The following is a 22,331-nucleotide window of genomic DNA, read 5'->3' on the forward strand; positions in this document are numbered from 1 at the left end:
TTAAAATAATAAAATAATATAAAAATAAAATAATATAGAAAAGCAAGGAAATGTTTCCTTGTTTTTTGTTTTAAGTTGTTGATATTTTTAAGATAATAAAAAGATAATATAAAATTTTAAACAATTTAAACAGCAATCCTTAAGAAGAAACCCCTGTTGGGAAAAATCCCCCCTACCCCCCTTTGACGAAAGGGGGCAAAAATCCCCTGGCCGGCCTCGCAAGCGAGGGCGTTGCGGGCAGGCCTCACCCTCCGCCTCGGCGAGCCTTCGGCGAGACGGGACCTTTACCGTAAGGAGGTTCTTGTGGATAACTTTTATCTTGTACTTTTTAAATGTTATATGTTTTACTGCGAGGCCATTGCGAGTCAATATTTTTAGTCAGGAGAAAGATATTAAAGAAAAAGCGCGAGGTTTATTTTTGCCTAAAATAAGCCGATTTTTTCCAAAAAAAATTTGAATTTTTACTATTTCCTTGGGCAGCAGCCGTTTTAGTAAAAATATTTGGAAGAAATACCGGATTTATGTTTTAAAATGTTGATAATTTGTGGTATAATTGTTAATAAGATTAGATGATAATAGTTTGATAAGATAAGAAAATAGCCGTTATTTTTTAAACAGGTAAAAGCAATCCCCATGCTTAATCAAAATAAAGAGGAATCCAAAAAATTAATTCCTCTGCGCCGTTTGGCTAAAGAGGCGCCGTACAAAGTTAACTACCTTTCTCTTTTGGTACAAAGAGGAAAATTAAAGGCGGAAAAAATCGGCCGGAATTATTTTACGACGCGGGAATGGTTTGAACAGTATTTGGAAATGCACGCCCGCGACGAGAAGGTGGAAAGAGCGGAAGGGGCGCAGGCAGAGAAATCCCCCCAACCCCCTTTAACGAAAGGGGGAGAAATCCCCCCAACCCCCTTTAACGAAAGGGGGAAAAATCCCCCCAACCCCCTTTGCCGAAAGGGGGTAAGAAAGAGAAGGGAGGAGTTGGACTTTTCAGTTTTGGAAAAAATTTCAGAAAAGGCGGGCGAGGAAGACGAATTTTTAAAAAGCTGGAGAGAAAAAATCGGAGAAGAAGAAGGTAAAAAAATAGAAAAGAAAGCGGGCGATAATTTTTTTAACCGTCTTTTCGGTTTAAGGAATTTTCCCGATTCCGCGGATAAATCAGAAAAATTGGTTTTTGGTTTTTCGCGGGCTAAGTTGGCAGCCATGCTTTTAGTTTTGCTGATGGCTGCTTTTTCTTTTTCCTATTTTGTTCCGGGCGCGGCCGCTTCTTTCACGAGCATGATAGACAAAACTTTGATCGCGCCGATTGAGGCGGCGCGAGCGGTCGCGGAATCAGCGGGCGAAGCGGCGAAAGCAGCGAGCCGGTTGGCGGCCGAGAGTTCGGTTTTTGAAAAGGCGAGCCAATACTCAAACAAGGCAAAACAAGAAATGAAAAAAGTTGCCGGGCCGGTCAAGGAAATGGCGGGCCGGCAAATAGCCGTCTTGGCCGATAAGATTGATGTTGTCCGGGAGGAGATTTACGAAAGAAAAATCCAGCCGGCTTTTTCGGGCGCTTATGAAGCCGGGCGCGGCCGCGTAGCCGGCATAAGCGAGTCCGCGGGGACTAATTTGATAATGGGAAAATTTTTAGATTCAATGAAAAAAGCGGGGCGGTCAGTATCTGATTTTTACGCCAAAGTTGTGGATTTTATGACTCCTGATTTTCTGAATAAGTATGCCGGCCAAGAAGAAGAGAAAAAATTAGCTGAAACTTCGGGTTGGCCGATTATTCCACTTCTGCCGGAAGAGGCGGTCGGAACGTTGGCGGAAGAAGAGAAACTTTCGGATGACTTATCGGATTTACCGCAGGGAGATTCGGGGCAGGCGGAAAAAATTGAAAAAAAAGCGGTTGCCCCAAAAACCGTTGTTGCTCCTCCCGTTTATATTACCGAAGAGGCTTCGGTTTCAGAGCCGCCGGCTCCGGCAATTGTCCAGACTCAACCCCAGATAACGATTTTGCAGGCCTCGGCCGACGGGACGACTGATGTCGGAGGCGATTTAACAGTAAAGGGCGCGGCTGTTTTTAACGAGAGCCTTACGGTTGACGATAATCTTACGGTCAAAGGCGTAATCTACGGAGGCAGTCCGGTAAAAATTGCCGGCGGATTAAAGGTTGGGGGCGATGCCGAATTTTCCGACAGCGTATCCATAACTTCCGCAATAAGCGCAGGCAGTTTAGAGGCCTCTTCGGCCGCTATCAGCGGCAACTTAACCGTCGGCAGTATGCTTTCCGCCAATTTTTTAAATGTGAGCGGCACTTTTTCCGCCCAGTATGCCCATTTTACCAGTTTAAGCGCCAGCAGTTTTCTTTCTGGCAACAGCGTTTCCGCGGGCGAAGGCGGCCTGTCCAGCTCCGGCGGCTTAACTGTGAGCAAAAACAGCTCGGGCGATATTGTTAATGTCGTTGACGGTTCGGCTGACGTCTTTACCATTAAAGACGGCGGCAATATCGGCATCGGCACGAATTCCCCGAGCCACAAATTAGATATCGACGGCAACTTGGGCCTGTCTGCCGGAGGGTATATTAATTGGGGGTCAACTGACGGAACTGGCGGCTATGGCCTGCGCGACAATTCCGGAACCCTGCAGTTTAAAAATTCCGGCGGAGCCTGGGGAGATATTCCTTCTGTAATTTGGAGCGTTTCCGGCGCGGACGCTTATTATACCGCCGGCAATGTCGGCATCGGCACCTCCACTCCTTATTCCAAACTCTCGGTCTGGGGCTTTGGGACAGGAACCAATCGCCTGTTTGAACTGACCAATTCCGCTTCTACCACTTTAGCCAGCTTTCTTGAAAATGGCACTGGCTATTTCTTGGGTAATATAGGTATCGGTACCACCTCACCCTACGCTAAATTATCCGTAGCCGGAAACATCGCGGTGGACGGAACAATTACGGCTTCTACTTTTACCGCCACGTCTTCAATCTCGGCTCCGTATTTTACCGCGACCGACGCTTCGGCCACTTCCACTTTCGCCGGAGGACTGACGGTAGACACCAGCGGTTTGGTTTATGACTGGCAAACAGGCAACGTCGGCATCGGCACAACTACTCCCGCTTATCTCTTAGACGTTGACGGAGATTTCAGAGTGGGGGTAGAGAGTAAAGCTAATACTTTTTACGTTGATACGGCTAATGAAAGAGTGGGGATTGGGACAGCTTCACCAATAGCTAAATTAACTGTAAAATCAGCAGGGTATATAAATACTGAAGGAATACGCCTTGAAGATGCGAGTGGCAATGGAATTGTTAATTTATATGAGAATACTGTAGGTTCCGGGTATATATCACTACGAAAATACGCCGTTGGCAATACAATCATTTTAAATGCAGCAGGAAATAGTTGGATTGATAATGGGGCAAATTTTGGCATAGGCACTTCTTCGCCTCAAGCGGTTTTAGAAGTTAACGGAGACTTTAGGGTAGGAGAAGGAGCTAATTTTAACGGACTTTTTGTGGATGCAACGCAGGGGAAAGTCGGTATCGGGACGGATAGTCCAGGGGCGAAGTTAGATATAATGACGACCAGTGGAAATATCCAAATGCGACTTGGTAGTAGTGGGTCTGCAACAACAAATTTTGATATTGGAAGAAATGCGAATGGCTACTTAGAATTTACTGGTAATCAAATTGGATATGCCAGTTATCGCTTTAATGCAAATGCGGCAAATCAAGGTTCGTTTGGTGCATATGACTTTCGGGATCAAGAGACAAGTAGGCTCTTTATATCAACCGCTGGCAACATCGGCATCGGGACGACTTCGCCAGCTTATCTCTTAGATGTTAACGGTGATATGAGGGTGGGAATCGCGGGCAAAGCTAATACTTTTTATGTTGATACGGCTAATGAGAGGGTGGGGATTGGGACTGATAGTCCAGGAGCTCTCCTTGATGTAAATGGTATTGCCAAAGTAACTAAATTATCAATAAATACATCTCAAAATCAAAATTATCTTATAGTCTCTGGAAATGCAAGCATAGGATATAATTATAGAGATGTTACAGCTCCACAAAATGGTTTAATAGTTGAAGGCAACGTCGGGATTGGAACAACAACGCCGGCTTATCTTTTAGACGTTGACGGGGATTTTAGAGTAGGGGTAGAGAGTAAAGATAATACTTTTTACGTTGATACGGCTAATGAAAGAGTGGGTATCGGGACGGCAAGTGCGGGGGCGAAGTTGGGCATAGTAGTTTCTGGAACAGATGCTGTTCACGACAATACAGATTTATTAACCACAGCAGATACTTCTGATGCTTTATATATTCAAAATGAGAATGCTGCTGCAAATTCAGTTGGATTGATTTTAAGAAATCGTGTAGCTGGTGCATCAACCTGGGGAATTTTTAATGAATGGCAAGATACGGATTATGGAGATTTGGTTTTTAGAGGACGCAGTGGCGGAGCAACCTCAAAAGAAGTAATGAGGCTAGAGGCAAACTCCGGCAACGTCGGCATCGGGACGACTTCGCCGATGTCTAAACTCTCGGTGACATCCAACTCCGGGTCGCAACTTACTTTAGCTTATGATGATACCAATTACGCGAATTTTACGGTCGGGTCTGACAGCCAATTAACAATCGCTCCGGCCAATAACGCGACTACGACGATTGGGGTCGGAGACGAAGCTTTACGAGTTGATTCTTCGGGAAATATCGGCGTAGGCACAACCACGCCTAAGTCAAAATTGTCAATTTTAGGCGGAGTGGATGTTAATCGCGGAGTAATTGTGCCGACCGGCAGTATTGATATCAGCGGTTCTTATTTAACAAACGGCGCTGATTATGCGGAATATTATTATTCTATAGATAATAATTTAGAGCCCGGAGAAGCGGTCTGCGTGGATATAGAAAGGGAAAACGCGGTTAAAAGATGCGAACGGGCGGCAGATGGCAATTTAATGGGTATAGTTTCCACCAAACCGGCGATTGTGGGTAATGGCGGACCGGGCAAAAACGGGATGGAAAAAAGTAAAGATAATCATTATGCCATTATTGGCATGCTGGGCCAGGTTCCGGCTCGGGTCACTACGGCGAACGGGCCAATCCGGCCGGGCGATTCTCTAACTTCTGCTTCTCGGCCGGGCTACGTTATGCGGGCAAGCGCCGGTGATCCGACGGTCGGGGTTGCATTAGAGGGCTTAGACACGAATGAAACGAACGACACGAATATAACGAATGAGATTGGGACGGGAGTGATTAATGTCCTGATTTCAAGAAGAAATAAGAGTCTGACCGTGGAAGAAATAGAGGAGAAAGTAACTGAACGAATCGCTAATATGGAAATAGAGGATGAAGTTAATATATTAATTGCTAATGCCATAAATAATTTAAATTTAGACGATGAGATCACAGAAGTCCTTGATCCGAAATTATTATTACTGGAAACCAGATTGACTGTTAAGAGCGATGATTTAGGGAGCAGAATTGTGAATATGGAAAAAACCGTGAGCGATATAATCAGTATGGTGGCGAATTTAGACGCGGTAATTAGGGCGCAGGGCTTAGGGCTTAGGGAAGAGATGAGCGTAATAACCGATAACCAAGAAACAATAGCCAAACAAATTTCAATAATCAATAGCCAATTAAACACGAATTTGACGAACCTGACGAATTTAACGAATGCATTTGCCGTGGACGAATATGGCAATATTAAATTAGGCAAGACCTCACCCCAACCCTCTCCTTCGCAAGGAGAGGGGGGGGTAGCCGTGGTGGAGATTGTTACCGCCACTACCACGGCCCAGACCGCGTTTGTGATTAATCAGTCCGGCTCCGGAGATGTGGCGGATTTCCGCGCTAATGACGTGAGTATTTTAAATATTGGCGTGAGCGGCAAAGTTTCCATTGTCGGCACTTTGGCGGTGGACGGCCGGATCATGGCTTGCTCCGGGTCATCTTGCGGTACGGCTTTAGATTTGGCGGTTGATGAAACCATGGGCGATATTGGGGTAGAAGGCAAAGTCGTGGCCGGAGCGTTTGAGGGTTATTGCGAAGAGGGTTTTGTCTGGGCGCCGGGCTCGGCGAAGTATGGGACAATGCCGGGATTCTGCGTGGCGGCTCGCATCGCTCGCCTGGCAGACACGAATGAAACGAATTTAACGAATATAACGAATGTGAATGGCCAGGTATGGAATAATATTTCGCAGGGTGAAGCAGGCCTTGCCTGCCAGAGTTTGGGCGCGGGCTACCATTTAATTTCCGAAAACGAGTGGCTTACCATGGCGGAGAATATAATAAACACAAAAGGGACGAAATTTAACGAAAAAAACGAATTAAGTGAGGCGGACGGCGTAAATGAATATGTGTTGTCTAATGATAATGTTGTATATATGAATATAGGAATCGGAGAATGGACCAATCAGACAATTACGAAAAAGGGAGCGCCGGAATTAAACACGAACGGAACGAACCTGAACGAATGGTACGAATACTTTGATGTTATAGATTTCAAAGGGTTGAATATCGCGCCGCCTTATTATTTGAATGACGCAGATAATAATATCGGGAAGATTAAGATTGGCTCAAATATTGATGTGTTGCGGGGTTTTGTCCGGGGAGCAGGCGGAATTTACAGCTTGGATTTGTCCAACGCGCCAACCGCGGTGAGCGAGAGTATTGGCTTTCGTTGCGCGCGCTAATGCGGACTGGAGCGGACTGACACGGACTCATGCGGACTCCGTTTAAATCCCTGCCTATAATTGGGTTTTAGTAATCAAGAGGAATGATTATTGGTTATAAATTAAAGGCGAAGATTGGTTATTTTTTTGAGAAGATCACCTTTTCTGTCATCCTCGGGCTTGACCCGAGGATCCAGGGTCAAGTGGCACGAATGATAAATATAATATGAACCCCGTTAGAAATTCAGCCAAAAATTATTATAAGCAAAGAAGTTATAATATTTCTAACCTCGTTAGAAATAAATTTCTAAGCGGGGCTAACGGGGCGAGGGAGGAGAGAAATTATTATGTCTACATTTTAGCCAGCAAAAGAAATGGTACATTATATATCGGAGTAACCAACAATTTATTAAATAGGAGTTTCCAGCACAGAATTAAAGAAAATAAAAATAGTTTTACCGCTAAGTACAATATAAACAGATTAGTCCACTGTGAAGTTTTTTCTGGCATTGGTGCCGCTATCGCCAGAGAAAAACAACTGAAAAAATGGAATCGAAAGTGGAAAATAGAATTAATTGAAAAAGAAAATCCTGCTTGGCGGGATTTATTTGATGATTTGTAGTTCATGCGGCTCATCCCTGGATTCCCTCCCCGTTTTCACGGGGACTAAAGGCCGCGGGAATGACAAGGGGAAGAAGGCGGGAATGACAAGGGGTCCCAGTATAGTTAGAGTTAAAGTAGTTTCAATTTATATTTCTATTAAGGTTATGATTAGTGTTTTAGGAAAAATTAAGGATAGGGGCAAGCTCTTTTTTAAAAAAATTAAAAAGGCGGGAAAAGCGTTAAAGAAAAAAGCGGAAAAATTATCCCGGAAGCGGATTATATTTATTATATTTTTTATTTTCTTTTTGCTGGCAGCCGGGGATTGGCTTACAAAAGGCGGGGCCGACACATTAAAAAAAGTAAAATTTACCGGAAACGATAAATTTTCCACCCGAACCTTTATTATTCATAAAGACCAAAAAAATCTTCAACCGGCCAGTTTGGAAGAATTAATTTTGGGGCCGCTATTCAGAGAGGGAGAGAGGCAAGCGACGATCGGGGAGAGATTGGGAATAAGAGGGAAAAGCCATTCGGTTTCTCCGGAAGAAGATTTGCAGTCGGTTATAAACGAGGCCGAAGATTATGACGCCATTTATCTAAGCAGGGGGGTTTATTCAGTTAACCTATTTATCAATAAAAAATTACGTCTGGTCGGACAGGGCGAGGCAACAATTTTAAAAGCGGCCAAGGAAAAAAGCGCGGTTATCAAGGTAAGGGACGCGGGATTAGGGCTGGAAAACATTGTGCTGGCCGATTCTTACGCCGGGATTGACGCCGCCAGCGCGGAAATTATTGTTTCCGATACCAGATTCAGAAATATTTCCGCCACCGCCATGTATGCCAAAGACAGCCAATTGGATTTTAAAAATAATGTTATTGACACTTGCGGCGAAGCCATAAAAGTTTTGCGCTCATCCGGCTCAATCAGAAATTCAGTCATAATTTCCAGCGCCAAGTCCGGAGTGAGACTTATAAAAAGCGATTTTATCATTGAATATAACAAGATTACTGATAACAAGAGCTACGGGATATATGTTGACGAGGATTCGGACGCAAAAATTCAGCATAATTATATAAAAGATAATGAGGGATATAATGTGAGGGTTCAGAAGACGAGAGATATTTATAAATAATTTTCAATTTTAAATTATCAATTTTCAATGAATTTTCAAGTAGTTAATTATCAAATTTTATGGCAGGAAAGTTTGATTTAGAAGAAAGAACGGCTAGATTTGCTGAAGAAATTATTGATTTCGTGAAAGAAATAAAAAAAGATGAGGTAAATTCAAGAATTATTGCTCAAGTAGTTGGTTCGGGCGGTTCCATAGGGGCTAATTATTGTGAGGCGACCGAAGGGGAAAGCAAAAAAGATTTCTTGCATAAAATTTGTATTTGTAAAAAGGAAATAAAAGAGACAAGGCATTGGTTAAGACTTTTAGCCAGAACTAATCCGGAGAAAAAAGAAAAAATTCGTTTGCTCTGGCAAGAGGCTCAATAATTGCTGTTGATTTTTTCAAAGATAATAAGGACAGGAAGAGGAGTTTCTTAATTGAAAATTTAGAAATTGATAATTTGATAATTGATTGAAAATTGATAATTGGTAATTGATAATTAGTTCGCTATGTTTGAAAAATTAAAAGAAAATGTAATAAAATATACCGTGGTTATTTTGGTTATAGTATTGTCTACCAGCCAACCGGTTTGGGCCGCGCCCGGTAATTCTTCCGATTATTCCTGGGCGGAGAAATTCGGTTATATCCAGTGGGCGGACGGCGCTAATTTTGAAGGCGCTTTGGTGGCTGATGATGGTCTTACCGGTTATCTCTGGAGCGAGAAAACCGGTTACATCAGTTTGAGCTGTTCCAACACTTCTTCCTGCGGCACGGTTGATTACGGGATTTCCAATGACGGAGACGGAAATTTGACCGGTTATGCTTGGAGCGAGAAATTGGGCTGGATAAGTTTTGACGATTCAAGCGTAAACAATTATTACCAAGTAACAATTGATGAGAATGGTAATTTTTCCGGTTATGCCTGGAGCGAAAAGGCCGGTTATATAAATATGGATGATGCCGGTGATTTATATAAAGTAACCACGACTTGGCTGCCGATCGGGCCGCCAACCGTAGTGACGGGCGGATTTTCGGAAATGGCGACTTCCTCCATTACGGTCATTATCGGCATTTCCGACACAGGCGGAGTCAACCCGACGGTCAGAGGAGTTAAATACGGTTTGACCGAGGCTGATACCTGGGATGCGCATGAAACCGGCGATTTTTCCACCGGCACCACGACCATAGAAATCACGGGTTTAACCAAGGGGACGGTTTATTATGTCCGGGCTTATGCCACCAATACCGAGGGCACGGGCTACGGCGCTTATATTCCGACCATAACCCATGTTGAATCTAGTCCGGTTATATTAAAGGAAGAGGTGATATTAAAGGGGCAGGTGATATTTAAGTAAGCGTTCGTTTGTCCTTCTTGGGAAGGGGGGGCAGATAAGATGCCCTCCTTGTAAAGGAGGGGTAGGGGAGGTTAAAATTCCCGAAATTTAACCCCCTAAATCCCCCTTTACAAGGGGGACAATATATGGAAAATTTACTTAAAAAAATAAATGAATTGAGAGAAAGAACCAAGAAGGCTTGGCAGCTTTTAAGTTTAGAAAGTCAAAAGTCCAAAGCCAAAAGCCTAAAGTCCGAGATGAACAAAGTTGGATTCTGGGATAATAGGGAACGAGCGGTAGAAATAAGCCGAGAGGCGGAAGAACTGGAAAAAGAAATCGGGGGGTGGGAAGAAATTTTAAAAGAGATAACCGAATTGGAAGAATTAGTAGCGGTTGGCAACAAAGAAGAGGATTTTTCTTTGGCCGAGGAGGCGGAAGCGAGATATGAAGAGTTGTTAAAGAGATTTGAGAAAATGGAATTTCAAGTTATGTTTTCCGGAAAATATGACGAGAGCAATGCCATTCTTTCTGTTCACGCCGGCACAGGCGGAGTAGAAGCGCAAGACTGGGCGGAAATGCTGGAGCGGATGTTTCTTCGTTTTGCGGAAAAGAGGGGTTGGAAAGCCGAGATTTTAGACAGGACAGTCGGCAATGAAGCCGGCATAAAAAGCATGAGCATGCGAATTGTCGGGCGCTGGGCTTATGGGTATTTAAAAAGCGAGTCCGGCGTTCACCGCTTGGTAAGAATTTCCCCCTTTGACGCGGAAAAAATGCGGCACACTTCTTTCGCTTTGGCGGAAGTTATTCCGGAGCTGCCGGAAGCAGAAGTTATAGAAATAAAAGACGAAGATTTGCGCGTGGACGTTTATCGCTCTTCCGGTCCGGGCGGACAGAGCGTTAACACAACCGACTCGGCCGTCAGGATTACCCATCAGCCGACCGGCCTGGTTGTGGCCTGCCAGACCGAGCGCTCCCAGCACCAGAATAAAGAAACCGCTTTGAAAATTTTGAAATCAAAATTATACAAATTGCAGGAAGAGGAAAAGGGCAAAGAAGAGAAAAAATTGCGGGGCGAGGCGCAGAAAGCCGAATGGGGAAAGCAAATCCGGTCTTATGTTCTGCAGCCCTACAAGATGGTTAAAGACCACCGGACGAATTATGAGACCTCGGATATTAACGCGGTTTTGGGCGGAGAGCTGGAGGGATTTATGGAAGCGTATTTGCGCTTGATGCGGACTAGAACGGATTGATGCAGACTTTAAATAAATTCAGAATAAATATTTCTCAAAAAAATTTTCAATTTACAATTTTCAATTTACAATCAATGCTAAATTTTCAATTTTTGAAAATTAGGTATTGAAAATTGATTGAAAATTGGTCATTGATAATTGAAAATTAAAAATGTTTTATTTTTCTAAATCTTATATATTTTTGTATTCGTGTATTTCCTCTATTCTCGGTATTGCCATCGCTTCATTCCTGCCTCTGCCCTGGTTGACACCTGACTTATGGTGGTTTGGAGCAATAATATTTTGTTTGGTAATTTTAATTTTATTTTTTAAAAATAAAAAAATAATGATAATGGCCCTGCTGGGGCTATTTTTATTTTTGGGGATTTGGCGTTATAGCTTTTCCCTGCCAGCCAACACGCCGGATAAAATTTGGTTTTACAACGGGCAGGAGGCGGTGATAACCGGCGTGGTCTGCAATGAGCCGGATATTAGGGAGAAAAATGTGAAATATGAAATTAATGCCTTATCCGCAGAGACGCAAGATTTTGCGTCTCTACGGGAGATTTCCGGGAAAATTTTGGTCACAACGAATTTATATCCGGCTTTTAGTTATGGCGATGAATTAAAAATAAAATGCGAGCTCAAAGCGCCGGAAGAATTTAGCGGTTTCGCTTACGATCGGTATTTGGCCCGTTATAACATTTATTCGGTTTGCTACCATCCGAAGATTGAAAAAATCGGGGGAGGGAAAGGAAATTATTTTTACGGAAAAATTTTTAAATTAAAGGGCAGGCTCCGCGATGTTATTAATTATAGTTTGCCGGAACCGGAGGCCGGGTTGGCCGGAGCCATAACTCTTGGCTACAAAAAAGGCATTGGCGATTATTGGCAAGAAAAATTTTCCCAAGCCGGCTTAAGCCACATCGTTGCCATTTCCGGATTGCACATTAGCATTTTGGCCGCTTTGGTTATGGGTTTTTCCCTGGGAATTGGTTTGCCGCGGCGGAAAGCTTTTTGGCTGGCCGGTTTATTTCTATTGGTTTATATTTTTTTAATCGGTTTGCCAGCCTCGGCGATGCGGGCCGGTTTAATGGGATTTTTAGTGCTTTGGGCCATGAATCTGGGTCGGCTCAATAAGTTAACCAATTCTTTGGTGTTAGCCGCAGCCATTTTGCTTTTAATAAATCCGAAACTCCTGCGGGATGATATTGGCTTCCAGCTTTCTTTTTTGGCGGTCTTGGGCATCGCTTATTTTTTTCCAATTTTTAGAAAATTGGCGGGAGAGAAAAGGGGAGCGGTTAAAATTTTTTTGGATATCGCGGGCATCACTCTTTCGGCCCAAGTTTTTACTTTGCCGGTTATCGCTTTTAATTTCGGCCAGGTTTCTTTAATCGCGCCAATCAGCAATTTGCTGGTTCTCTGGGTTTTGCCATTTTTGTTGTCGGCAATTCTGACCGGCTTGGCCTTGGGCCTAATTTGGCCGAGTTTGAGTTGGCTGTTTTTCTTCCCAGCTTTTTTAGCGCTAAAATATATTATGGCAGTGGCTGATTGGCTCACTCGGTTGCCTTTGTCTTATTGGGAAATTGATTATTTGCGGTGGGGTTGGGCCGGGGCGTATTATTTGTTCGTTATTTACCTAATAATATTTGCTCGTCGTTATAATCAGAGCGCTAAGACTAATTTTAGTTAGAAAGTTATAAAGTCCATAAAGTTGAAAGTTTATGAAAATACAAAGATTTGAGGATATTATTGCCTGGCAGAAGGCCGGAAAGCTGACTTTAGAAATATATAGCATTTTTAACAGTTGTTCTGATTTTTCATTTCTTAATCAAATAAGAAGAGCAGTTATCTCCATAATGAATAATATTGCCGAAGGTTTTGAAAGAAATACCAATAAAGAATTCAGGAATTTTTTATTTATCGCCAAGGGCTCATGCGCCGAAGCAAGGTCAATGTTATATCTTGGTTATAGGCTAAATTACATTAATGAAAAACAATTTAATAAATTATCTTTCTCAGTAATAGAGATTTCAAAATTGCTGTCTGGCTTGATAAAAACTTTATAACTTTTTACTTTATAAACTTTATAACTTAGTTATGAAGCATTTGAATATTAAAATTCACGGGCAGGTGCAGGGAGTTAGTTTCCGATATTATTCCCAAGAAAAGGCTAAAGAATTGAATTTGGCCGGTTTTGCGCGCAATGAAGCGGACGGCGGAGTTTATATTGAGGCCGAAGGCGAGGAGGAAGAATTAAAAAAATTTTTAAAGTGGTGCCAAAAAGGCCCTTCTTGGGCCAGAGTGGAAAATACGGAAGCGGAGGAGGGGAAGATTAAAAATTATAAAGAGTTTGAAATTAGATTTTAACTATAAATAGTAGCGCTGGTTGCCGCTGGTCGCCAGTCTCCGCGCTGGCGACATACCTTTGAAAGTTTGCGTTATTAGGGCTGGCAAACAAAAAACCACCCCGCTCTTCGCGAAGAGCGGGGTGGTTTTTTGTTTTATCGTCTACTTTTTATTTTTCGCCATAGTTCTTATGCAGGCGGTGCAGACTTTCATTTTTTTGCCGTCAATTCTTTTGCTTTGCAAATTTATATGCTGCCTTTTGATGGTTTTAATATTAGAGTGGGAACGGCTGGCGCCTTTGGTAGAACCGCGGCCGCAAACATCGCATTTTTTAGCCATAAGTTTGGAATGAATAATGTAAAATGAATAATGAATAATAAAATGCTATCATGTTTTGGAAAAAAGAGCAAGCTGTGGTAAGATATAATAATCAATAACCAAGAAACAATAATCAAGCAATAACCAATTACTAAATTCCAATAACCAAATTTTGATTATTGATTATTGAAGTTTGTTTGATTATTGGAGATTGGTTATTGGAATTTAATATTTTATGTTAATAATATTTCTTTCTATATTTGCTTTAATTATTTCCGCAGTTTTTCATGAATATGCCCATGGCTGGGCAGCTTATAAGCTGGGGGATCCGACCGCCAAAGATTTGGGCAGGCTTACTTTAAACCCCCTCGCCCATTTGGATATTTTTGGTTCGGTAATTTTGCCCCTGCTTTTGGTTTTTTCCAGATCCCCCGTTTTTATAGCCTGGGCCAAACCGGTGCCCTTTAACCCTTATAACTTGAGAGACCAAAAGTATGGAGAGTTAAAAGTGGCCATAAGCGGACCGGGGATGAATTTTCTTCTGGCTATATTCTTCGGCCTCTTGGCAAGGTTTATCGCGCCGGCGCAGCTGAAGCAAGAATTGGTTATAAATTTTCTGGGAGGGAACTATGAGGCGCTATTGGGCCAGGTCCAAGGCTCTTTAATTAACAGCATTTTCGTTTTGTCGGCAATTTTTTGCTTTGTCAATTTGATTCTGATGGTCTTTAATTTGGTGCCGATCCCCCCCCTGGACGGGTCAAAGATATTGTCCGCCTTCTTGAATTATGATTTAAGAGAAAAGTTCCTTAGATTAGAACCTTATGGCATTATCATCATATTAGTCTTACTGATGATGGGATTATTAAGTTTTGTAAGCTTAACGGTTCTTCGGTTATTTATAGCCATAATAGGCATTTAGGTGTTTTTTTCTTGTTTTTTTGTTTTTTTGAAGTTCTCTTGACTTATTTTTGGGATTTTGCTAAATTTAAGTAGTAAAATAACAAGCAAAATAATAAAATAATAAAATAATATAAAAAGAAGGTTATTTTTTTGGCGTTTTTATATTTTTTATATTATTTTTTTATTTTATTTTTATCCCGCCACTTTATTATCCCGCCTACATTAAAATTTTCATAGGTGGCGGTGACGGGATCCCGCCTGCCCCGCTTCTGCGGCGGCTTAAGCGGTGATATTATTTTAATTAGATATGCCGACAATAAATCAATTACTCCGCAAGGGGAGGAAAAAAATCGGAAAAAGAAAGAAAACCTTGGCTTTGCATACCAATCTTGACACACTGCACCGGCGAAGGAAGGAATTGCCCAAAGGATCGCCTTTTAAACAGGGGGTATGTTTAAAAGTGACAACCACCACTCCGAAAAAGCCGAATTCAGCTCTGCGCAAAATTGCCCGCGTCCGCCTTTCCAATGGCATGGAAGTAACGGCTTATATTCCCGGCGAGGGCCATAATTTGCAAGAGCACTCCATAGTTTTAATTAAGGGCGGAAAAACAAAAGATTTGCCGGGTGTTCGCTATAAGATTATCAGAGGAGTTTATGATACGCAGGGGGTGGAAGGCAGAAAACAGTCAAGAAGTTTGTACGGGGCGAAAGGAGAAAAAAAATAAAGATTACAAATTACAAATCTATTACAAATTTACAAATACTAAATAATAAGTTAAAAATAATATTCGTAATTTGTAATTATAAACAAGCTATATCTAGAATTATTATTTAATGAAAAAATAATAAATTTAATAAATATAATTCGAATTCGTAAATTTGTAAAGAATTCGTAATTCGTAACTATGCGAGGAAAACCAGCGCCAAGAAGAGATATAGATGGCGATGCCAAATATAACGACAAAAATGTCGCCAAATTCATGAATTACATTATGGAGGGCGGCAAAAAAACCGCAGCCGAGAAAATCGTTTACGGTTGTTTTGATTTTATAAAAGAAAAAACAAAGCAAGATCCGAGGCATGTTTTTAATAAAGCCTTGAAAAGGGTTTCGCCAATAGTGGAAATTCGCGGCAAGAGAGTCGGCGGAGCCAATTATCAGGTGCCTTTCCAGGTCAGAGGCGACCGTCGTTTTGCTTTGGGTTGCCGCTGGCTGATTGAAGCGGCCAAGGCGCGCAAAGGCAAACCCATGGCGGAAAAATTAGCGGCCGAGATTTTGGAAGCTTCCGAGGGCGAAGGCGCGGCCGTAAAGAAACGGGAGATGGTCCACAGGATGGCCGAAGCCAACAAGGCATTCGCGCATTTCTCCCGCTAGACGCGGACTCGCGCGGACTGATATGGACTTATGCGGAACTAAAATAGAAATTATTATTATTATTATTCTACCAGACTTCAGTCGGAGTTAAAAGCCCGCTAAAGCGGGGTAGAAAGGAAATAAAATATATGAAAAAGTTATTTATTTTTACAATTTTAATAGTAAGCTTGGTTTTAAGCGGCTGCATCAGGCAGGTTGTTAAAGAAACTCCGGATGAATCAGGCGCCCAATTAGCCAATCCGGCTTCGCAGTATTGCCTTGAGCAGGGCGGGGAGCTGGAAATCAGGGAAAATGCCGACGGGCAGTACGGAGTCTGCAAATTTAGCGACGGCTCCGAATGCGAAGAATGGGCGTTTTTCAGAAAGGAATGCCAGCCCGGGGATAAAGGCGAGGACACCTCGGATGGTTCGCAACAGATAAATTCAGTATTAGGCAACGACAAGATCAAGGTTTTTAATATAGAAGACGGGCAAACAGTTTATAGCCCTCTTGCTGTTTTTGGAAAAGCGTCAGCTGAAAAAGACGTTTTGACGGTTGAATTGCGAAACAACAACCATGAAACCCTTGTTAAAGAAACGGTTAAAATTTACAATTCCGGGCAAACCGGAGAAATGGGCGATTATGTAATCAATAAGTTGAATTTTGAATTTAATAATACCAAAGAAGGTTTTGTCGCGGTTTATGAAGAAGGCGCGGATGGCTCGGAATTGAATCTAGTGGAAATACCGGTGAAGTTCGACGATTCAGATATTTCAAATTAATAGTTTTAAAATTATAGAATTAGAAATTAATTAAAAATTACAAAATTAAAAATTTAATAACTTATGCCCAGAGATTATTCTCTAGATAAAATACGAAATATCGGCATTGCCGCCCATATTGACGCCGGGAAAACCACGTTTACGGAACGGGTTCTTTTTTATACCGGCAAAAAGCATAAGATAGGAGAAACTCATGACGGCGCGGCCGACATGGACTGGATGGACCAGGAAAAAGAAAGGGGCATAACCATTACTTCCGCGGCCACGACTTGTTTTTGGAAAGGTAATAAAATAAATATAATTGATACGCCCGGCCACGTTGATTTTACGGTGGAAGTGGAAAGGTCTATGCGGGTTCTGGACGGGGCCGTAGCGGTTTTTGACGGTTCCCAGGGCGTAGAGCCGCAATCGGAAACAGTTTGGAGGCAGGCGGATAAATACAAAGTTCCGCGTCTCTGTTTTATCAATAAGATGGATAAAATGGGCGCGGATTTTTATATGAGTCTTGATTCCATTAAGGTAAGATTGAATCCGAAAGCGGTGGCCATTCAACTTCCGATCGGCGCCGAAGAAAGCATCCGGGGCGTGATTGATTTAATTAGCCAGAAGGCCTATGAATTTAAGGGAGTTCACGGGGAACAAGTGGTTGAGATTCCCATTCCGGAAGAAATAAAAGCGCAGGTGGAAAAATACAGAAGTGAAATGGCGGAAAGAATTGTGGAATGCGATGACAAAATAACGGAAAAATATTTAAACGGAGAAGAAATCAGCCAGGAAGAGCTTAAGGAAGCTTTGAGAAAAGGGGTAATCTCCAATTCTATCTATCCGGTTATGTGCGGGAGCGCTTTAAAAAATATGGGCGTTCAATTGGTTCTTGAAGCGGTTAATGATTATTTGCCTTCCCCCTTGGATGTGCCGGAAATTAAGGGCATGGATGTGCGCGATGAAAGCAAGGAAATGCCGGTAAAGGCGGATGACAACGAATCTTTTGCCGGATTAGCCTTTAAAATAGCCACTGACCCGTTTGTGGGCCGGTTGTGTTTTGTCCGGGTTTATAGGGGAGTTTTGGAGGCCGGTTCTTATATTTTAAATTCTTCTACCGGCAGTAAGGAACGGGTGGGCCGTCTGGTAAGAATGCATGCCAATCATCGGGAGGAAATAAAGGAAGTTTATGCCGGAGACATTGCCGCTGTTATCGGATTAAAAAATACCACTACCGGCAATACCCTTTGCGACGAGAGCCATCCTTTGTTGCTTGAATCCATTGTTTTCCCGGAACCGGTTATAAAAATAGCGGTTGAGCCAAAAACCAAAGCTGACCAGGAAAAAATGGGGGCGGCTTTGAAGAGGTTAGCGGAAGAAGACCCGACTTTCCGGGTGGAAACCGACGAAGAAACAAACCAAACCTTGATTTCCGGCATGGGCGAGCTGCACCTTGACATTATTGTTGATCGGATGAAAAGGGAATTCAACGTTGAAGCTAACGTGGGCGCGCCCCAGGTTTCTTATCGCGAGACAATTAAGGAAACGGCCGAGGCTCAGGGCAAATATATAAAACAGTCCGGCGGACGCGGCCAATACGGCGATTGCTGGTTGCGAGTTGAACCGCAGCCGGAAGGAGTTGGATTTGAATTTGTTGATGAAGTGAAAGGAGGAGTGATTCCGAGGGAATTTATTCCGGCCATAGGCAAAGGGGTGAAAGAAGCTATGGATCAGGGAGTGGTCGCCGGTTACCCGATGGTTAACATAAAAGTTACGGTTTATGACGGTAGTTTCCACGAAGTTGATTCTTCGGAAGCGGCTTTCAAGATGGCGGGAATTTTCGCCTTCAAAGAAGCTTGCCGCAAAGCCAAACCGGTATTGCTTGAACCGATTATGAAAGTGGAAGTGGTAACGCCCGAAGAATATATGGGTAATATTGTCGGCGACCTTAATTCCAAACGCGGCCAGATTGACCAGCTTACGGAAAGAGGCACGGCTAAAGTGATTATGGCCAAAGTGCCTTTGGCGGAAATGTTCGGTTATGCCACCACTTTGCGTTCCTCTAGCCAGGGCCGGGCCAGTTATACGATGGAATTTTTCCGCTATTCCGAAGTGCCGGGCAATATTGTTGAAACCATAACCAGCCGCAGCCAGAGATAATTCCAAATAAAGTTAAAATTAAAATTACCAGATGTTTTAAACTATTGTTTAGAGTTTTGAATTTTGAACATTTAGATTTATTCAGGATTTAGGATTTTGAAATTAGGATTTAAATAGTTGTATTGACCTTTAGCTAAAATTAGGATAAGATTAAGACCAGGTTAATATAAAGTAAAATAATATTAATACCATGCTTAATCAATTGCAAAAAGCCATTAATTTAGCAAAAATTACCGGCGATAAAATAATTGTGATTGACAGCGCCAAACCGGACAGCGTTTTTGTGATAATGGGGTTGGAAGAATACGAAAAATTTGTTTTGGGCCAGAACGAGTTGAGAAACTTGACAGAAGATGAACTACTTGATAGAATAAATCGTGATATAGCCATTTGGAAAAGTGAGAATGACGAGAGGTCCGAAGGGGATAAGGAATTTCCAAGGGGAGAGAGAAGAGGGGAAAGAAGAAAGGAAATGTCCCCATACTTCCGGAGGGATCTGGGGGATTTGGAGAGCGAAGACGACGAAGAAATTGATTTTGATGAGAGCGAAGAGGATATGTATTATTACGAAGAACCTTTTGGCGGGATGGAAGATGATGGGCCGGCGGAAGACGATTTTCATATTTCCGGCAAAAGTATGGAGGAGATAGATGAGGATAAAAATAAGTTCGGCAACAACTGGGAAATACCTCCTGATATAAAAAGTAGCGCGGAAGAAGTTGTAAAAGATGTTCCTTTTTAAATAATAAAATAATAAAATAATAAAATAATTTTCGGCGCTTTGGATGCCTGTTGTCCTGTCAGATAAAATAGATTTTTATATTATTTTATTTTTATATTATTTTATTATTTAACTAAATAATTAACAAATGACGGCTGGTTCTCTGCTTTAGAGCGGAGAGGTAACCCCTTCCTAAGGGGGCCGCAAACAAAAAAACCATGGCAGATAAATTTGAACGCTCAAAACCCCATATCAACGTGGGCACTATCGGCCACGTTGATCATGGCAAGACCACTTTAACGGCGGCGATGCTTAAGATTATCGCCTCCAAGGGATTAAAGGCATCGCAAAGATCGGTTGACCAGATTGATTCGGCTCCGGAAGAAAAGGCGCGCGGCATCACTATTGCCACCGCTCATGTTGAGTATGAATCAGAAAAGCGCCATTATGCGCACGTTGATTGTCCGGGCCATGCCGATTACGTGAAAAATATGATTACCGGCGCCGCCCAGATGGACGGAGCGATTTTGGTTGTGGCCGCGACTGACGGGCCCATGCCCCAAACCAGAGAGCATATTCTTTTGGCTCGGCAGGTAGGAGTTCCTTATATTGTGGTATTTTTAAATAAATGCGACATGGTGGAAGACAAGGAATTGATTGACTTAGTGGAAGAGGAAATTCGCGATTTGTTAAAAAAATATGAATTTCCGGGCGACAAGACCCCGATTATTCGCGGTTCCGCCCTGAAAGCCCTGGAAAATCCAACCGGCCCTGACGCCGAGCCGATTGTGGATATTTTAAAAGCTTTGGACGAATATATTCCTGAGCCGACCAGAGACGTTGACCATCCGTTTTTAATGCCGATTGAAGATATTTTTTCCATTGAAGGCCGCGGCACCGTGGTTACGGGCAGAATTGAAAGGGGTGTTGTAAAATTAAACGACGAAGTGGAAATTGTCGGCCTAGGGGAAACAAGAAAAACCGTAGTTACCGGCATTGAGATGTTTAATAAGATGCTTGACCAAGGTCAGGCTGGCGATAACGCCGGAGTTTTACTTAGAGGCACAAAGAAAGACGAAGTGGAAAGAGGCCAGGTTTTGGCCAAACCGGGTTCGGTTACTCCGCACACCGAGTTTGAAGGGGCGGTGTATATTCTGACCAAAGAAGAAGGCGGCCGCCATAAGCCATTTTTTAAGGGTTATAAGCCGCAATTTTATATCAGGACAACCGATGTGACCGGCGAAGTTGAATTGCCGGAAGGAACGGAGATGGTTATGCCGGGCGATACCGTTAATCTGAAGATAAAATTAATTACTCCGGTCGCTTTGGAAGAAAAATTAAGATTTGCCATTCGGGAAGGCGGACGGACCGTAGGCGCCGGCGCGGTAACAAAAATTATAAAGTAGTCACTTAGTCCCGCTCTTTTCTGAAGAGCGGGGTTGTAGTGTTTATTTTAATTTATAGAGAAGAAGGAAAAAGAAATTTGTTTTCTTCTGTCAGACAAAATTTGATGTCAGAAAAAGAAAAAGCGGAGAATAAAAAATCCGATGACAAAAGCGAAGGTAATAATGATTTCAAGCAGAAAATTCGCATAAAAATAAAGGCTTTTGACCATAAGATTATAGATCAGTCCACCAAGACTATTATTGATACGGCCAAAAGAAGCGATGCGCAGATTTTCGGCCCCATTCCTTTGCCTACGGAAAAAAGGAAATATACGGTTAACCGATCGACTTTTGTCCACAAGGACGCGCGCGATCAGTATGAAATGAGAATCCACAAGAGAATGATTGATATTGTCGAGCCGACCGCCAAGACCATTGAAGATTTGACTAATTTAAGCTTGCCGGCCGGGGTTGATGTGGAAATAAAAATGCAGTAGTTACAAATTACAAATTCTATACAAATATTACAAATTAGAACTAAATTTTAATAAAAACAATAATCATTTGTAAAATTTGTAATCAATTTGTAATTTGTAATCGTGCTTGACAGAAATTGTTTAAAGTTATAATATAAATAATACATTAAAATAATCAAGTTTGTGTAGGCAACTCTTTGCTTAAGGCGGGGAAAGTGCCTGGCAGATAGGGAAGAATTTAGAAGATTTCAGCATAAAACACACTAAAAGCGTTAAATAGCGCGTGTTTGCTGGTCTTTCTAAAAAGGACCAGTTTTTTTGATTACAAATTACAAATCAATTACAAATATACGAATAATAGGATTTGTGATTTGTAATTTGTATGTGATTTGTAATTTGTAATTATGAAGTTTATTATAGGAAAAAAGCTAGACATGACCCAGGTTTGGCAAGGCGAAAAGGTGGTAGCGGTTACCAGAATAGAGGCTGGTCCTTGCCTGATAGCCCAGGTCAAAAATGAAGATAAAGACGGTTATAACGCTGTCCAGCTTGGTTTTGGGAAAAGAAAAGAAAAGAATATAAAAAAGCCGCAGAAAGGGCACCTAAAAAAATTAAAAATCAACTTAAGGTATTTGAAAGAGTTTAAAACCGATGATAAAGATTTAAAAGTCGGGGACATGATAGATGTTAGCGCTTTTTCCTCCGGCGACACCATTGATGTGATCGGAGTTTCCAAGGGGCGGGGTTTTCAGGGAGTAGTTAAACGCCATGGCTTTCATGGCCACAACAAAACTCACGGCACAAAAGATCAGGTGAGAATGCCCGGTTCTATCGGCGCTACCGGACCAGCCCATGTTTTCAAGGGAATGAGAATGCCCGGACGCATGGGAGGGGACAGGGCGACTGTTAAAAATTTAGAGATAATTGAAGTTGATAAAGATAATAATATATTGTTAGTAAAGGGCG

General features: G+C 42.3%; 19 protein-coding genes. 18 read left to right on the top strand and 1 reads right to left on the bottom strand.

The window, feature by feature from the left end; all coding sequences use genetic code 11:
- Positions 1-633: 633 nt before the first annotated feature.
- The 9 genes from PHQ42_01425 to PHQ42_01465 all read left to right on the top strand — a co-directional run bounded on the left by PHQ42_01425 (position 634) and on the right by PHQ42_01465 (position 13,308).
- Positions 634-6,681: a hypothetical protein gene (locus PHQ42_01425; protein ID MDD5071375.1), complete on the top strand. Its 6,048-nt coding sequence runs from the start codon at positions 634-636 to the stop codon at positions 6,679-6,681.
- A 259-nt stretch (positions 6,682-6,940) separates the two neighbouring features.
- Positions 6,941-7,282, top strand: a complete 342-nt coding sequence (locus tag PHQ42_01430) for a GIY-YIG nuclease family protein (GenBank protein MDD5071376.1) — start codon at positions 6,941-6,943, stop codon at positions 7,280-7,282.
- Positions 7,283-7,427: 145 nt separating this feature from the next.
- The gene (locus tag PHQ42_01435; protein ID MDD5071377.1) at positions 7,428-8,396 is read left to right on the top strand and encodes a right-handed parallel beta-helix repeat-containing protein; all 969 of its coding nucleotides are present in this window, start codon (positions 7,428-7,430) and stop codon (positions 8,394-8,396) included.
- 59 nt (positions 8,397-8,455) lie between these two features.
- Positions 8,456-8,761, top strand: a complete 306-nt coding sequence (locus tag PHQ42_01440) for a four helix bundle protein (protein ID MDD5071378.1) — start codon at positions 8,456-8,458, stop codon at positions 8,759-8,761.
- Positions 8,762-8,884: 123 nt separating this feature from the next.
- The gene (locus tag PHQ42_01445) at positions 8,885-9,730 is read left to right on the top strand and encodes a hypothetical protein (GenBank protein ID MDD5071379.1); all 846 of its coding nucleotides are present in this window, start codon (positions 8,885-8,887) and stop codon (positions 9,728-9,730) included.
- Between the two features lie 125 nt (positions 9,731-9,855).
- The gene (gene prfB / locus PHQ42_01450) at positions 9,856-10,959 is read left to right on the top strand and encodes a peptide chain release factor 2 (protein ID MDD5071380.1); all 1,104 of its coding nucleotides are present in this window, start codon (positions 9,856-9,858) and stop codon (positions 10,957-10,959) included.
- Between the two features lie 181 nt (positions 10,960-11,140).
- On the top strand, positions 11,141-12,631 hold the full coding sequence (locus PHQ42_01455) for a ComEC/Rec2 family competence protein (protein MDD5071381.1): 1,491 nt from the start codon (positions 11,141-11,143) through the stop codon (positions 12,629-12,631).
- 31 nt (positions 12,632-12,662) lie between these two features.
- Positions 12,663-13,007 (top strand): four helix bundle protein, encoded by a 345-nt coding sequence (locus PHQ42_01460; protein MDD5071382.1) that lies wholly within the window; start codon positions 12,663-12,665, stop codon positions 13,005-13,007.
- 31 nt (positions 13,008-13,038) lie between these two features.
- On the top strand, positions 13,039-13,308 hold the full coding sequence (locus tag PHQ42_01465; protein ID MDD5071383.1) for an acylphosphatase: 270 nt from the start codon (positions 13,039-13,041) through the stop codon (positions 13,306-13,308).
- A 141-nt stretch (positions 13,309-13,449) separates the two neighbouring features.
- On the opposite strand, the gene rpmB is transcribed toward PHQ42_01465, so the two are convergent.
- Positions 13,450-13,626 (bottom strand): 50S ribosomal protein L28, encoded by a 177-nt coding sequence (gene rpmB / locus PHQ42_01470; GenBank protein ID MDD5071384.1) that lies wholly within the window; start codon positions 13,624-13,626, stop codon positions 13,450-13,452.
- 214 nt (positions 13,627-13,840) lie between these two features.
- Here rpmB and PHQ42_01475 point away from each other — a divergent pair, with 214 nt between their 5' ends.
- The 9 genes from PHQ42_01475 to rplC form a co-directional block, all read left to right on the top strand.
- Entirely contained in the window at positions 13,841-14,524 is a 684-nt protein-coding gene (locus tag PHQ42_01475; GenBank protein ID MDD5071385.1) for a site-2 protease family protein, read from the top strand.
- A 288-nt stretch (positions 14,525-14,812) separates the two neighbouring features.
- Positions 14,813-15,232, top strand: coding sequence for a 30S ribosomal protein S12 (gene rpsL, locus PHQ42_01480; protein ID MDD5071386.1), 420 nt, complete (start codon positions 14,813-14,815; stop codon positions 15,230-15,232).
- A gap of 180 nt (positions 15,233-15,412) precedes the next feature.
- The gene (gene rpsG / locus PHQ42_01485) at positions 15,413-15,880 is read left to right on the top strand and encodes a 30S ribosomal protein S7 (GenBank protein MDD5071387.1); all 468 of its coding nucleotides are present in this window, start codon (positions 15,413-15,415) and stop codon (positions 15,878-15,880) included.
- Between the two features lie 128 nt (positions 15,881-16,008).
- Positions 16,009-16,641, top strand: a complete 633-nt coding sequence (locus tag PHQ42_01490) for a DUF333 domain-containing protein (GenBank protein ID MDD5071388.1) — start codon at positions 16,009-16,011, stop codon at positions 16,639-16,641.
- 63 nt (positions 16,642-16,704) lie between these two features.
- Positions 16,705-18,783 carry an elongation factor G gene (fusA, locus tag PHQ42_01495; protein MDD5071389.1) on the top strand — a complete coding sequence of 693 codons (2,079 nt, stop codon included), beginning with the start codon at positions 16,705-16,707 and terminating at the stop codon, positions 18,781-18,783.
- 190 nt (positions 18,784-18,973) lie between these two features.
- The gene (locus PHQ42_01500; GenBank protein ID MDD5071390.1) at positions 18,974-19,525 is read left to right on the top strand and encodes a hypothetical protein; all 552 of its coding nucleotides are present in this window, start codon (positions 18,974-18,976) and stop codon (positions 19,523-19,525) included.
- A gap of 197 nt (positions 19,526-19,722) precedes the next feature.
- Positions 19,723-20,910: an elongation factor Tu gene (gene tuf, locus PHQ42_01505; GenBank protein MDD5071391.1), complete on the top strand. Its 1,188-nt coding sequence runs from the start codon at positions 19,723-19,725 to the stop codon at positions 20,908-20,910.
- 104 nt (positions 20,911-21,014) lie between these two features.
- Entirely contained in the window at positions 21,015-21,386 is a 372-nt protein-coding gene (gene rpsJ / locus PHQ42_01510; GenBank protein MDD5071392.1) for a 30S ribosomal protein S10, read from the top strand.
- 380 nt (positions 21,387-21,766) lie between these two features.
- On the top strand, positions 21,767-22,331 hold a 565-nt coding region (gene rplC, locus PHQ42_01515), incomplete at its 3' end, for a 50S ribosomal protein L3 (GenBank protein MDD5071393.1).

The organism is Patescibacteria group bacterium (assembly GCA_028711655.1).
Lineage (GTDB): Bacteria > Patescibacteriota > Patescibacteriia > Patescibacteriales > JAQTRU01 > JAQTRU01.

What these genes read in the sequence shown, in the direction of transcription:
- PHQ42_01425 (MDD5071375.1), top strand. Translation starts at nt 634, where the DNA reads ATGCTTAATCAAAATAAAGAGGAATCCAAAAAATTAATTCCTCTGCGC.
- PHQ42_01435 (MDD5071377.1), top strand. Translation starts at nt 7,428, where the DNA reads ATGATTAGTGTTTTAGGAAAAATTAAGGATAGGGGCAAGCTCTTTTTT.
- PHQ42_01440 (MDD5071378.1), top strand. Translation starts at nt 8,456, where the DNA reads ATGGCAGGAAAGTTTGATTTAGAAGAAAGAACGGCTAGATTTGCTGAA.
- PHQ42_01445 (MDD5071379.1), top strand. Translation starts at nt 8,885, where the DNA reads ATGTTTGAAAAATTAAAAGAAAATGTAATAAAATATACCGTGGTTATT.
- prfB (MDD5071380.1), top strand. Translation starts at nt 9,856, where the DNA reads ATGGAAAATTTACTTAAAAAAATAAATGAATTGAGAGAAAGAACCAAG.
- PHQ42_01460 (MDD5071382.1), top strand. Translation starts at nt 12,663, where the DNA reads ATGAAAATACAAAGATTTGAGGATATTATTGCCTGGCAGAAGGCCGGA.
- PHQ42_01465 (MDD5071383.1), top strand. Translation starts at nt 13,039, where the DNA reads ATGAAGCATTTGAATATTAAAATTCACGGGCAGGTGCAGGGAGTTAGT.
- rpmB (MDD5071384.1), bottom strand. Translation starts at nt 13,626, where the DNA reads ATGGCTAAAAAATGCGATGTTTGCGGCCGCGGTTCTACCAAAGGCGCC.
- PHQ42_01475 (MDD5071385.1), top strand. Translation starts at nt 13,841, where the DNA reads ATGTTAATAATATTTCTTTCTATATTTGCTTTAATTATTTCCGCAGTT.
- rpsL (MDD5071386.1), top strand. Translation starts at nt 14,813, where the DNA reads ATGCCGACAATAAATCAATTACTCCGCAAGGGGAGGAAAAAAATCGGA.
- rpsG (MDD5071387.1), top strand. Translation starts at nt 15,413, where the DNA reads ATGCGAGGAAAACCAGCGCCAAGAAGAGATATAGATGGCGATGCCAAA.
- PHQ42_01490 (MDD5071388.1), top strand. Translation starts at nt 16,009, where the DNA reads ATGAAAAAGTTATTTATTTTTACAATTTTAATAGTAAGCTTGGTTTTA.
- fusA (MDD5071389.1), top strand. Translation starts at nt 16,705, where the DNA reads ATGCCCAGAGATTATTCTCTAGATAAAATACGAAATATCGGCATTGCC.
- PHQ42_01500 (MDD5071390.1), top strand. Translation starts at nt 18,974, where the DNA reads ATGCTTAATCAATTGCAAAAAGCCATTAATTTAGCAAAAATTACCGGC.
- tuf (MDD5071391.1), top strand. Translation starts at nt 19,723, where the DNA reads ATGGCAGATAAATTTGAACGCTCAAAACCCCATATCAACGTGGGCACT.
- rpsJ (MDD5071392.1), top strand. Translation starts at nt 21,015, where the DNA reads ATGTCAGAAAAAGAAAAAGCGGAGAATAAAAAATCCGATGACAAAAGC.